We start from the raw sequence: 13303 nt of genomic DNA, 5'->3' as shown, positions 1-13303 counted from the left end.
ATTAAGCAAAAGGCGACTAAGGCATAGTTCTATTTATCGAGAATACAGCTTCCTTCAAACTTGATGATGCCACCGCTTTGATTTGCAGACGCTTGTCTCCTGCCCTGAAATCGGACACGCATTATCCTGTTCCTGATTGTACCCAGTTCTAGCTCTAAGACATCCTCAACAATTCCGTTCGTCTTCAGGCTATGCACTGCTTTTAACCATGCTTTTGGCAAAAATAACCTTGGTTGTTTTTGCAGCTTCACCCACAATTCAGGAAAAATTTCTTTTTGAGTAGTATAGGACAACGATGCGAGCTCTTCTGGAAGTGGTTCCGCTAGTAGCATCTGACGAGCACGTAATTCAGCAATCTCGTCCGGATTGTAGCTTCTGCTATAGCCTATCTCCATTCCAAAATAACTATTGTGTGACCGCTGAATTGGCGTAAGCGTGATGTTAAATCTAGTTTTTCTCCCGCTCAATTCAGATTCCATAAACAAGACTTGCACCATACCAGCGTTCGACTGATCTGCGTAGGAAATTTGCTTGCTATTATGGGACTTCCCTGAATAAAGAGACTTTAACTCGACAACTTGCTCTATATCCGCCGTTGGTGATAGTTGAAGTTCAATACTTTGATCTGGTTTAGTTCTAATTTTTTCTGTTAAAAAGAAATTTTCATTTAGCATGATCCAATGTCCGGGGCTCTTCACTAATCCAGTGTTGCGAGGTGTACCGTTTTTCGCAGTGGTTTTCTGGGATATTGTTGATGTTTTTTTTCCCATACCTGGCTTTGCTGAAGCTACTGATGGTGTTTTCCCCCGATTACGGGCTATAGAAGGTTCTGTAGCTAGCTTTGTTGTAGTTGTTGATGATGTTTTTTTGCGATCGTGAGTTACAGTCGAAGATTTAGATTTTGTCTTTACCTCTGATGTCTTCTTAGTAGCAGAAGGAGTAAATAAATTTCTTCTACTTCCTAGAAGATGCCTACTTTTACTTGAGTTACTAGAAGAATTTTGTTTTAGTAAGGCACATGCTTTATCAAACAATAATTCATGAAGAAGTAATAAATCAAAATCGTTAAGAGCAGGGCGTTCTCTACTGCGATTAACTCGTTCTTCAACTTTACTGTTTAGCTGAGACCATTCATTACTTGTTTTACGATCCTTTTGCTTAAGCAAAAACATCAGATAGCTACTTCCCGAATTGATATCAAACTTTTTGTTTTCATTTTTCACAGCAAAAGAGTGAACTTGAGCGGCACTCCGTGCTAAATCTTTTGGAAAAATGTCTTGCTCATTATACTCTTTAGGTTTATTAGAGTTGATAGAAAGATATTTATTTCTATAATCTTGAGCTTTTTCAATAGCCTGAATAATATCTAATAAAGCTTCTCTATTTTTAAGCCCTACTGAGGTTAATTTATCACTTCCTTCTAAGAGGTTTAAGAAATTGTTTTTGTTCTCTCGAAAAAACCTTGGTGATTTTGATTTATGTACATCCCAAATCACTTCATTGTTAGTTACTAAAACTAAACTAACAACTGATTTATTTTTGTTTTTTCGCTGGAGGATCGGTCGTAAAAGTAATTCAAGCTCGAATTTAGCTTTTTGAAGTTTTTGACATAATCTAGCTCTAGTTAAAGAACCGTTATTTTGAATAATAACAATTAAGTCAATATCACTTATATCTTGAAGAAATTGATTTCCGCCTCCATTGATGAGGCTACCAAAAATATAGAAATTACTAAATTGCTTATGATTTTGATTTTTAGCCCACTTCTTTAAAAGATTAATAAGCTGCGGAATTAATTCTTCTACCATCTTTTGTGTAATCATTCCATCACAACGGAATAAAACATACTTACTTGAGGTCAAACAATGAATAAATCATCAATACTATGTAAACAATTCCAAAAATGAATGAAACGCACTGTTCAATACTGGTAGGTCTTAAATAAGTTTTTTCGGTTAGATCCTGTTCTCTCAAGTGACTTTCTTTGTTGTAACAGTAAAATGGCAAAAACTCTTCCATCTCTAAAATAATCTGGATCTTACGCTCAACCAATCTTCTGTATGCCCGAATATTAAAATTCCATAGGATGCATAAGATGGAACCTAAAAAACCTACTACTAGTCCAATCAGAGGAAACTTAACCATTTGATCCTGGTTGCTAGCTATAGAAAAGATAGCTAGCAACCCAGATAGAAGAGAAATGAAAAAGCTATTTACTTGATTTCTTCTCGCACTAATCCTGTCATGCATCTCTACATACATCTTGTACTGCTCTAAGAGAAGGTCTTTGTGATCAGTTTCGTAATTTGTATTTAGGATCTGATTTAGGTCTAGGTTAGATGGCATACTACTCCAAAACAGCCTTAAAATAAGAGTTTTGGTTATTTTAGCTTAGTGGTGCAGAAAACTCAGATATTCTCAGCATGAGAATGTAACCACCTTGGAAAATTCAATCTGGCAGTCCGACGCCTCTCGTTTGTATTGAGAACGAATGCTGGAGGTGGATTATATTTAGGCAGCACCAGAAGTTTAGGTAGGGGCAATCGCTGGTAACAGAGCTGTGACAATCCACGCAGACCTAATTACAGAAAAATTAAGCCCCGCTCCTCTGCCAAACGAGACGAGAACGCCCTCTCGTTTGCGCTAGCATCATGCCGAGCATAAGACAATCAGAGAAGTACAATCCAGCACTATGAATAGCTATCCATTGTCACACCTTGCTTCACAGATAGGATAATTGCCAGAACGCTTATCTAGGAATTATTTAAGCGATCGCCTCATCTTCCAGCTCCCCCTTTAGGGATCAGAAGTTTTATGGAAGTACAGACCTGATACGTGAAAGGCTTATAGAACCCATTTGAGATCTCAGGAAGGGGCTGTAAGCCGCTTGAGCATGAGCCGGACAAAGCAGAGATTGATCTTGGTTGTGGCATGAGATAAAGTGCGCTCAAAGTTCTTAACTAAACTTTTACAGCGCTCCATCCACGCATTGGAACGTTCTATCACCCAGCGAGCGACCGCTGGGACAAATCCAGTTTTTCCTTGTGCCACCTTCTCTTGTTTTGAGGGTTTGGTGGACAATTGAAAGCGGATTTTCGTCATAATTTGGGGATAAACCTGCTCCAACTCCTGAATCAAATAGTCAATGTGGTAGCCGTGGTCTAGCAAGATGGTAATTTTGGGAATATTGACGGGTTTCGACTTGAAATAATCGAGGTTGAGACTCAGCATCTCAATCAACCCGACATCATCTGAAACATTAGCAGGAGTGCTGTGGGTAAAGAAGGGAAACCCAAGCGTGTCAACGGCTAGATGTCTTTTGATTCCATTCGTTGCTTTATAAAAACAGAATCCCTTTGACTCCACACTCGCAGTGCAAGTGTTCTTCACCGCTTGAGAGTCAATGATGATTAACGTTGTCCACTTGGGCTTTTTTTACCTGCGATCGCACTTGTTCATGTAACGTCTGCATCAGCGTTTCGATTGCACCTGCGGCTCGCCACTGTTTGTAGTGCCAATAGACCGTCGAATAGGGCGGCAAGTCTTTGGGTAAGTCTTCCCAATTGCAGCCATTCTTAAGTTGATAGAAGATCCCATCCAAGATTTGCCGCTTCGTCCAGTCACAGGGTCGGGTCCGTTTCTTCTGCGGCAGTATCTGAGGCAACAGGGGTTCAAGAATTTTCCATTCTGCATCGGTGAGACTGCTGGAATATGCCATAGCGACTAAAGTAGAGGGTGTAGGTGCCTGCATTCACCATTATAAAGATGCCAAATGGGTTCTATACGCTCTTTTGGTGAAGCGATCGCAGCCAGTGGTGTAGATGAGGCAGATTTTGACTTGTGGGATTAAGATTGCATTGAGAGAAGGTTGCTCCAATAGAGATGCTTCCTAGAGGTATCTCAACAACCCACTTTCAAATCAGTGTTTAGTCATTGCCACTCTTGGGTATCAAACCGACGAAATCAAGTACTTAATCAAAGGCGTCCGTGGTCTCGAGTGAGGATACGAGCGTTTTCTCACCAACTTCAAGTGTGTTCCACAATCCATAGCTTGGGTTCCACTTGAAAGCCTTTGGTTTCCTCTGAGCTCTGGCATCAGAGTCGGTCGAGTTTGGCTACCAATCTGTTTGCTTTGGGTCACTCCAGAAAGAAATTGCTTATAAGTTGTGTGATTGAATTGGTTTCTTGATCTCACGCTCTTCTAAAGACTCTGGCCCATTATCTGTGAAGGTTAGGGCGATTGTAACTTTGGACTTTGACTTGCCTTTGTCGCTTGATGGGGTACATTGCGTTTGTCAACTCTGGTTGTGTGAATGCTTTTATTTCCCGTAACGGTTTAGGCAAGGAATCAGGCAAGCTCTGGGTAGCTACTACCATTAAAGCTAGGAACGGTTCATCCTGATTCAACTTCATATCCAAGATCGAGGCTCTTTGCTCTAATGGCTGCTCTATAAAGACTGGGAACCCTAACTCAATTACTGAAAGCAGGCTTTAAGGCTGCTTTCCATTCTGCAATTAACTAATCAGCCATTGGCTGCTTTAAATTCTGGAGCTTTGGCTGAGAAATGTAATTAATTTCTGGACCATATATAAATCAAAGCTAGCCGTTAATAGTTCATTAGTACTATTCTGATTGTGTCAATATAGTGCTAATGAACTATGAAAACTAAGCCTTCTGACAAGCCAAACTCAGATTGCACTAGTGAAGGTTTTCGACTGACTCTCTCTGAAAGGTCTTTAACTGCTTTCCTGAAAGCACTTATACTCTTAGCTTTTGTAGTTGCCCAATGGCAAAGTGCAAATAGTCGGGTAGACCTACCAAATCCTGCATTGCCTAATCAAGAACCCCCATCTAAGAGCTTATAAGGAGGATTGTTGATGCCGCATAGTAAGAAAAAACAGGCTCCTGGGCGTCCTTCAACATGGGGAAACCTAGAGGTTGTAAGACCTCGGCTGCCTCTAAATATTGTTACTGAAATTGATTATATTCGGGACCAATTCACTGATCCAGAAGATGCTCATCAATACATCCTAGGGTGCTTGAATGGAACGCTTAAGATGCAACGAATGAAGCTATATGATTTCCGGATCTCGGCAACTCCTGGCATAACTTCTCCTGGTGGAGATGCTAGTTATGAGGAGATCGAAGTCCCAAGCATACTGCTTAAAAATCCTAACAAGTCTTTCCTTGCTCGAGCCGCTGGTGACTCGATGAAAGATGCTGGAATACCAGATGGTGCTTATATTGTTGCGAAGGAAATGAATCCTTTATTTGAAAGCCCACCAGATCGTGCGATCGTGACAGCAGTAGTAAACGATCAGATACTTATTAAGCGCTACCGTTATCGGTATAACAAACACGAACTGCTATCCGAGAATCGGAGAAAAAATTACCCACCAATAGTTATCTCATCAGATATGTCAGATCATGATTCTATTTTTATTTTCGGAGTTTTTGAGCGTGTTATCCCTGACTCAATGATGCGTATTATAAACATCTAAAGAATTGCAGAAGGTTTACCTCCATTAGCTACGAAGCTCTCAAAATCCCAACCAAAAATCTCCCACTCTCCGTTACATTCCTGCGAGTTCAAATCTTCACGACATCGTCAATCTTGCATTTTCTTTTGGGACGGTTGCTTTTGGGGTTTTAACAGAAAGAGGCTAGAACGCTTGCTATACATGGATTCTGAATTTCCTCCATAGGACACTGAATGTGTTGACAGGACACAAAAAGCGTGTCAAAAGACAGCAGCTGATTGGCTTCATTGCTATCCAAAGGTCATGCTCAAGGTTCACAGAAGGTACGCTGCTTTGAATAGCACCAATGCTTACCGTTATTGAGCCTAGATCTTGGTACTGTAACTTCAGCATCAAGATCTAGGTAAATAGCCGACTCCAAATTGCGCCCAAAAAGACTATTTGGAAGAGCAGCATCACACCACGGACAACCAAAAGTTAGTGTTGATACCTTTGAATGACGACGTTGATTGATCAGCCTTTGGCTTTGGTTTTGCCACTGGCGCATAGGATCTATACCTGAAGAGGGTTCGACAATAGCTAGGTTAGCTGGCTCAGAAGCAATCAATTGTTCTCGCAGCTTGATCGCTCCCAGATAAAGATTTCGACCGTGAGAAGAATTCTTGTACTCCTCTACTACTCTTTGAACCTCTGGCTCAAATTCAACATTTGGGACTTTAGGCCAGCTTTCCCGAAACTTGGACTCAAACTCAAACTTCTTGCCGCAACAAGATACTGACTTTCTTTGCACACAATAATAGTGGTAAGGAGAATCACAATTACAGCAGTTGATGACGGGAAAGTAGATCCGTGCCGTGGTCGCAGGTATGGAAGTGTAGTACTGGCAAAATTTGATTTTTCCAGATAACAGCGATTCGACAAATAAATCAATCGGCATTAGTTGCTGCCCAATCTCTACCATCAGCCGATTATCTGGCTCTAAACTGAGAGTGAACATGGGCAAATTGTAGCTTTGCTCAAGCGTTGGTAGCTTCCGAAACAACCAGCAAGTTCTCACATCATCACGTTCATACTTCGCCTGACGCTCCTTGGTAACCTCTAGGGTTTGCGGAGACCACTGTACCTCAAAAGCAACCCGAACCAGCCTTTTGGTTCCTTGCCGCACAGCTAAAACATCAGCACGCCAGTCAGGCCCCACCGCTTCGGTCTGTATCAGGAAGCCCAACCGCTCACAGACCTGAGCAATTTCGGATTTTGCTAAAAGATGCTCGAAGCCCTCATTTTCCCAATCACAAGATGTACTACGTCGGTGATGATAAAAGTGTTGTAACCCTAATTTAGAAGTGCGTAAGTTTCCCTTGCAACCGCAAGGTAAGACTACCTCTTTATGCTTGCGATTTTTGAGAGAATTCCACTCATCTAATGGAACTAACCTAGAAACAATCTCTTTCTCATCAACGGTGGCTCTTAGCGGCATGCGTAATCATTAACTTTAAAGGATTGCTCAACTCATCTACATCTAATTCCTTACGCCTGTCCTCATTGCTCTTGTGGACGAAGAAAAGAGCTGACTTAGAACGCGTAATAGCAATATATTTCAGGTTTCGCTCTTGTTGATATTCCCAAGGCTGCTGATTTTCCCACTTCATCGGTAAGTACTCTGGATAGAGTATAAACACTCTCTCTTCTTCTAGCCCCTTAGCGCTATGCACTGTTGATAGCATTACGGCCTGGTATTGATCACTGAATAGAGCCTCAATTGCTTCACAAAATTCCTCTATATTGCTGCAATTGAAACGTTTATAGCAGTTGAGAATGCCATCAATCTTGTCATTCAGCAAGGCAATTTGCCCTTCACTATAAGGAGTTTCTTTAAGCTTCTGGATTCGGTGCCCCTGATACAACGACAGAAAATTAGGAAATTGAGCAAACGTAAAACCTTCAAACTCAGCGACTCGACGCACGATCGCTGTTAAAGATTTACCGACATCTCGACCCTTCACTCGAGCTGGAATCTGCTTCTTGATCAACTCGATGCACCAGGTAATCAGAGGAGCCACCAATCGGCAAATAACCAAATCTCCTCTTTTCACTACTTTAGGCAGCTGATCTTCAAAAATAGATTCTACTTTTCCTTCAAGAGCATCAGGACGAGGTTCGATATGAGGAACTAGTTCACGGGCTAGCTCTAAAATCTTAGTACCGCACCTATAGCAAACACTGAGCGGAAACTCCGCTCCTCGTAAAGTGTCGCGAATTCTTTGAAATGAGTAACAATCTGCCCCAGCAAAGCCATAGCACGCTTGGTTATCGTCTCCAATAAAAAGCATGCGGCCTTTTGGCCGCTTACATTTGAGAATCAGATTTAACTGAGCAGCGCTCAAATCCTGGGCTTCATCTACAAACACCCATTCATACTGTTTTGGCTGAAGATTCCAGAGATATGGCAACCAAAGCATATCCTCATACGAGATTAAACGCGCACTGATAGCGAGATCAGGCCCCTCAATCAAAATAGATTCAGCTTCATTAAGAAGTAGGTCTTGATAGTTTTCATCAAGAGCTACCCCAAAGTGACGCAGCATTTTTATGATTGCCTGGTAGTCTGATGGTTCCGTCAAGGTACATTGGGCAAGGTGAACAATTCGTTCTAGTTGTTGCTGAATTTCTGCCTCAACTGGTGGTTTTGGTTCTTCCAAGTTTTCCTGATCCAGGTGCCACTGAACTACTTGAAGCCCATATCGATGGTTACAAGCTCCTATTAGCCTTACCATTCTGCCTTGAATCAACTTACGGTACTTATTAGACTCTAGGGTTAGCTCACCTGGTAACCTTCTGCCTAAGCACCGCCAACCAATAGCATGAATGGTTCGACAATCGATTCGAGATGGAACCTGTGTCCTGAGATAGTCAGCGATCGACTTGTTGAAAGCAGCAAATAAGACATCAGAGCTGTTGAGTAGCTTGGATGCCTCAATGAGAGTTGTAGTTTTCCCACTGCCTGCAACCGCACAAACAGTAGCACTACCTGTGGCATTGAGAGCCCAGTCAAAGATGTCCTTCTGGTACTTACTAGGAACAAACGGGGGCTTGCTCACAGAGTAGCAATCCTACTAAAACTACAAATTCACACTAATCTTGCAAGACAAAAACGATATACACAAGAGCGATTCTGCGTAGGGAAGCTTTGACTACCGCGACATGCGATTCTCGATTGCCAAGTGCATCAATCCTCTTGTCTTGCTTGTCGTCGCAGAGCTGATAAAGCCACCGGATGCAGCCACTCTTGGCTTTTTTTCAACTTGTACTTATTAGCCCGTCCAGTTTTAGTCACTTCCAAAATGTTTGCAGCACAAAGGAGCTTCAGGGCCTCCATTACCTTGCGTGTATTCATTCCACAATAATCGGCAATTGTTTTTTGGCTAGCAGTACAAAAACCCTTAGTGGATGCTCTCCGCGCTACATGAGCTAGTACTCGAAACTCGTAGACATTCAAACCGTAAGTATCTATAGCGTTAGAGATGAAGATCCAACTCTCGTTTTCATGGGCCTTCCAAGCCGGGTCTGCCGTTTTCGGCTGCTTTCGAGAGCGAGTTGTTGGCATGGACATAAGAATTTGAAAAATTTTTCAACTTTTTTTCGGCAATCATGAGCCTCAGCTCCTTACCCTCATAAGAATCTAAAAGAGTGATTCTTACTTCACAGGGATTTCCTTATTAAGGTTTCTCTTTACAAGGGATTATCTTTTGTGTGTAACAGAGTAGCATATCAGAACTGGCTTTAAGTAACATAACTGACATGTCTTTTTAACTCTATTCAGGCTGCTATCTTTATAACATATCTGCTATGTCATTAAATAGCATATCAGGGCTGCTTTCTGGAATCACTTCTAGTAACCAAAACCCTTGCTGGACAAGACTTTAAGGGAAAGCTATAGTATTTTTCAACAACTCGCCTTTAGATGCAGAATCTAAAAAAATTCGGCCACCCAAAGGCGAGCCGAAACACTTTTTATTACATCTCAACATTATGGTTCCAAACGGCGTGTCTTCAAATACCGCTCGGCTTGACTTGCTTGAGCAGGTGAATACGTACCTAGCAAGGCTGATAGAACTGGATGCAAATTCTATTGAGCAACATCTTGCAAGACTAGATTATCTCCTTGGGCTAGAGAGCTTAGGGGACAATCACGTAGCAGATGATAGTTCCAGCCCAGCAGTGTCTACATCTGGGGTCAATAGTCACTCCATTAGGGCAGAGGTGGAAGCAGCAGATATTCCACTCGACTGCGGGTTAGAAACTCTTGTCCTAGCATCGCACCCCGAAGTAATTCGGGATGCAATTGCAGTCGTTCAAGAAAACCGAAAACGAGGAATAGTGCATAGCCCATCTGGGCTGTTTCGCCGGGCGGTTGAGAATCATTGGAAACCTAGGAGTGGGAGAAAAAACAATGTCAAAGTTTAGCCGACAATGGAAAAGTAAACTGACAGACCATGAGCGGCTCAGCAATCTAGAGCAGCGAATCGAGCACCTAGAAGACCGCTTTTCTCAAGTTGAACATCTTGCGATCTGGGATTCTCCCAATGGAGAAATTATGTCAGTTGCAGACTGGATTGAGCACTGTAGCCGCCGTTAGTTAGTAGCAGGAATTTTGGTGCGTAGTTAGCTAATAAATAACTACGCACCAAAATTCCAAAAGTGATTGCCATTACGGATACAGGATTTTTAAGAAGCATAAGCATCAAGTCAATGACCCGGTTGCATTAGAAGACGCTTGACTCATGATAGCGATCGCTTCAGCGAGGGTAGGTTTCAGAGTGCTGAGATAACCTCAAGTGCATTACTTCTCACTCAAACTCTAACGACATCGCCAATTTTGCGTTTTCTTTTGTGACGGTTGTTGTGGCCCGGGAGAAGTTGGTGGAGTTGATGATGAGCATCGATCTCCGCTTTCCGTTCCTGCATAATGCGTTCAATGACCCTTTGGTTGGTGGTGAAGTTCTTGAGCCCGTTGATGGTGATCGCCCACTTGAGGTCATGAAGCTGGTTGGGGAGGTTGTTGTGGTGGATGATGGCATCGATCGCCCGGTTGACGATCGCATCAGCTTCACCAGTTTTGTATTTGCGAGGTTTGCTTTCTTCAGTGTTTGTCTTCTCTGCCGTATCTATCGCCTGGTCAGCGATCGCGGGTTGAGATATTATTGCCTCTATCTCGGGTGCTGCCGCCACTCTAGTTGTCCCTGCTTGAGCGATCGCGATTTGCTCTATTGGCTGCTGAATCTGAGGTGGTTGAGCCTGGAGTTGAAACTGAACGAACTGAGCCATAACATCAATCAGCTTGTCGAGTTTAGATTCCAATCCGTTAGCTGTTGGCTGCTCCAGAGACAAATTGCTTATGGGTTCAGTGGATTGGATTGGCTGATTAACTTCGCTTTCCTCGATCGGTTCTGGTGCAGCCTCAGTGGTTTTAGAAGTGGCAGCGATCGCCTGTGTCGCTTCTGGTTCATCGGTAGTAGTAATCTCTTCCGTTTCTACTAGAGCGATCGCCTCGGTAGGTTCAACCTCCGTTACCTCATCAACCATCACTTCTTCAAATTCAGCTGCTGTCGCTCTTGTGGACAATTGCTGGAGAGACCAAGCCACCCAAGCAGACATCTTGTCAGGTTGGAGTTTGCCGTCAAAGTGTTCGAGGATGTCAGCGATCGCGGGTTGGTCGTCTTTCCAGATGCGAAGGCTCGTGCGCTGCTGGCGCTGGCGTTCTCTGGTTGGAGTGTCAGCCACCCTATCCTGAAACGGAGCAATGGGTTGAATGCCGCCTAAGCCCAGCTTAATCCCTTTGCGCTTGCCCGCATACTGAGCAATGACCGAGTCCGCAATCTCAAAATCTGCGTAGTGACGAGAAGCGGCCAGAGATCGCCTGAGTTCGGGATTGTGTTCATCAAGGACTGCATAGTGGCCTTGAATCGCGGCTCTAAACTCCACTGGGTCTACTCGAGGCGGACAGTACCAAAAGGTGGCGATCGTAGCGTAGACGGCGCGGAACAAGTGAGTGTAGAGGTTGCCCCCGGCCCTAGGAGGCACCAAGTCCGAGAAGTGGCGATCGCACGCCGCCGCGATAGCGGGGCCAAAGCGAGCATTGACCTCCTTAGCTGATAGCTCCTGTGTCTCCGGTAACTCACGTCTCACCTTATCTAAGGCCTTGCACACCTTCTCCGAGGTCGTCAGCGTGGGAATCTCAAAACTGAGCGTTTGTGTTTCTTCCCTACGTTTAAGTGCCCCCGTAAAGACCACACTCCAGCGCGTCTTGGGTTCAAACTTAGCCGTCGAGAGCAGCTCACTCGATCGCCTTCCGGTCAGTACAGCCAAGCCTGCTGCCACCTCTGCCCACTCCGGGGACTCCAGCAAGCGGACTGCGGTTGCCACGATACCATCAGGATTGTGCAACGGCTTGACATCTTCATTGCGTTCTGAGACCGATCGCTGCTTCTCATCATTGAGCTGAGTGTATTCCTCAGTCGAGAACTTGATATAGTCGAGCGAGAAATGGTCTTCTCCCAACTGGTCTTTAATCGCCCTACGAGTTTGGTCCATCAAACTCTGCTGTTGATTGAGTGCTAGAGCCCCGCGATCGGACCACTCTTGGCGCATGCGAGCAGCGAGTTGTTGAGCCTTGGCCCTGTCCTGAGGAGAATCAGATAGCAGAGCGATCGCAGGAAGATAGTCATTGTCAATCAAGTGAGAGAGCCAAGCACGTTTACCCATATCCGTTCTCCAAATTGCATTGCTTATTGGTTAAATGAGATGGAAAAGGAGACAGATACCGTCTCCCAAAGAGCGGTCATAAGCTATGGCAGAAGGCTCGTCTATCAGGAGCACACAGAGCCAGGAACCCAAAGAGAGAACCTTGTCCTATCACAGCCGCGATCGCCAGCTCAAGGACTAACTGCGGGCTAGTAGCGAGACAGGGGAACATAAAGCCAGCGATCGCCAGCTTAGTGGTAGATGATTGCTTAGTGGAAAAGGAGAAGAGATTAAAGTTTGCGATCGCTTGTTTATTAGTGAGTCGCTGTCCAGGAGAAAGATAGAAGCTTGTAGAGTGTGCGATCGCCTGCTGAAAGGTCAAATGCTGGTTCCCAGAACAATAGAAGAGGCTGAGATTAGCGATCGCTAGCTCAACCAAAGCAACCAATAAAGAGACAAAAGGAGAGAAACTCACAGCAGATTTAGAGAGTGTGGGCCTTGATAGCATGGAACTACCTCTCATTGATAGAGTATCCAATCCAATTAGATGAAGCAGCTACCTTTTTGGATTACATATTCATTCTATTTCAATCCATATTCAAAATCAATATAAAATCCATAGTTTATGCAATTCAAACTAATAAGTTAGGCGATTGGACTAAGGCAGCTCAATTATTGCAACTAGGCGAACTAGGCGAACTAGGCGATCGTGGAAAGTTTGGCTAGCATCTACAAACCTAAATCTATAGCCAATTCGATTGATTTGGATTGCTTATATCCATATCTTTCAGAACAAATTGGATAAGCCAATCCATAACAAATTCAAATGAATATGGATAAATAGATTGGATATTTCCATGGTTTGATATGGATATCTAATGAATTGAATTGGAACAAAAAGGCGATCCCCCTATCCCAAGCGATACCTAGAATAGCTGAAACCCTTATACAGAGGCAGTTGCAAGGATTCTACAAAGGCGCGATCGCCCCCACCCCAAAGAAACAATGCAATCCAATTCATAACATATTCAAATGGATTGGGTAATATTTGAATTGCTTATAGGTTGCGATCGCTAGTAGG

At 43.6% G+C, this 13303-nt stretch carries 10 protein-coding genes; 2 read left to right on the top strand and 8 right to left on the bottom strand.

Annotated features, from left to right (window positions below; translation table 11 throughout):
- Window positions 1-29: 29 nt before the first annotated feature.
- The 3 genes from KME12_19225 to KME12_19215 form a co-directional block, all read right to left on the bottom strand.
- Window positions 30-1808, bottom strand: coding sequence for a hypothetical protein (locus KME12_19225; GenBank protein MBW4489919.1), 1779 nt, complete (start codon window positions 1806-1808; stop codon window positions 30-32).
- Between the two features lie 1057 nt (window positions 1809-2865).
- Entirely contained in the window at window positions 2866-3408 is a 543-nt protein-coding gene (locus tag KME12_19220) for a transposase (protein ID MBW4489918.1), read from the bottom strand.
- A complete protein-coding gene (locus tag KME12_19215) occupies window positions 3401-3718 on the bottom strand; it encodes a transposase (GenBank protein MBW4489917.1) in 318 nt (105 codons plus the stop codon). Before KME12_19215 ends, KME12_19220 begins: the two co-directional genes overlap by 8 nt.
- A 1160-nt stretch (window positions 3719-4878) precedes the next feature.
- Here KME12_19215 and KME12_19210 point away from each other — a divergent pair.
- Entirely contained in the window at window positions 4879-5502 is a 624-nt protein-coding gene (locus KME12_19210; protein MBW4489916.1) for a S24 family peptidase, read from the top strand.
- Window positions 5503-5788: 286 nt separating this feature from the next.
- Here the strand turns inward: KME12_19210 and KME12_19205 are convergent, their stop codons facing one another.
- From KME12_19205 to KME12_19195, 3 genes are all read right to left on the bottom strand, one after another.
- Window positions 5789-6478 carry a hypothetical protein gene (locus KME12_19205; protein ID MBW4489915.1) on the bottom strand — a complete coding sequence of 230 codons (690 nt, stop codon included), beginning with the start codon at window positions 6476-6478 and terminating at the stop codon, window positions 5789-5791.
- 457 nt (window positions 6479-6935) lie between these two features.
- Window positions 6936-8579, bottom strand: a complete 1644-nt coding sequence (locus KME12_19200) for a UvrD-helicase domain-containing protein (protein ID MBW4489914.1) — start codon at window positions 8577-8579, stop codon at window positions 6936-6938.
- Window positions 8580-8707: 128 nt separating this feature from the next.
- A complete protein-coding gene (locus KME12_19195) occupies window positions 8708-9091 on the bottom strand; it encodes a helix-turn-helix domain-containing protein (GenBank protein MBW4489913.1) in 384 nt (127 codons plus the stop codon).
- A gap of 840 nt (window positions 9092-9931) precedes the next feature.
- On the opposite strand from KME12_19195, the gene KME12_19190 reads away from it, so the two are divergent.
- Window positions 9932-10117, top strand: a complete 186-nt coding sequence (locus tag KME12_19190) for a hypothetical protein (protein ID MBW4489912.1) — start codon at window positions 9932-9934, stop codon at window positions 10115-10117.
- A gap of 215 nt (window positions 10118-10332) precedes the next feature.
- On the opposite strand, the gene KME12_19185 is transcribed toward KME12_19190, so the two are convergent.
- Both KME12_19185 and KME12_19180 read right to left on the bottom strand, forming a co-directional pair.
- A complete protein-coding gene (locus KME12_19185; GenBank protein MBW4489911.1) occupies window positions 10333-12243 on the bottom strand; it encodes a telomere resolvase in 1911 nt (636 codons plus the stop codon).
- Window positions 12244-12319: 76 nt separating this feature from the next.
- Entirely contained in the window at window positions 12320-12730 is a 411-nt protein-coding gene (locus tag KME12_19180) for a hypothetical protein (GenBank protein ID MBW4489910.1), read from the bottom strand.
- Window positions 12731-13303: the final 573 nt, after the last annotated feature.

This window comes from Trichocoleus desertorum ATA4-8-CV12, assembly GCA_019358975.1.
Taxonomy (GTDB): domain Bacteria; phylum Cyanobacteriota; class Cyanobacteriia; order FACHB-46; family FACHB-46; genus Trichocoleus; species Trichocoleus desertorum_A.
The sequence above is the reverse complement of the archived record's forward strand: the minus strand, read 5'-3'. Positions and strand labels throughout refer to the sequence as shown.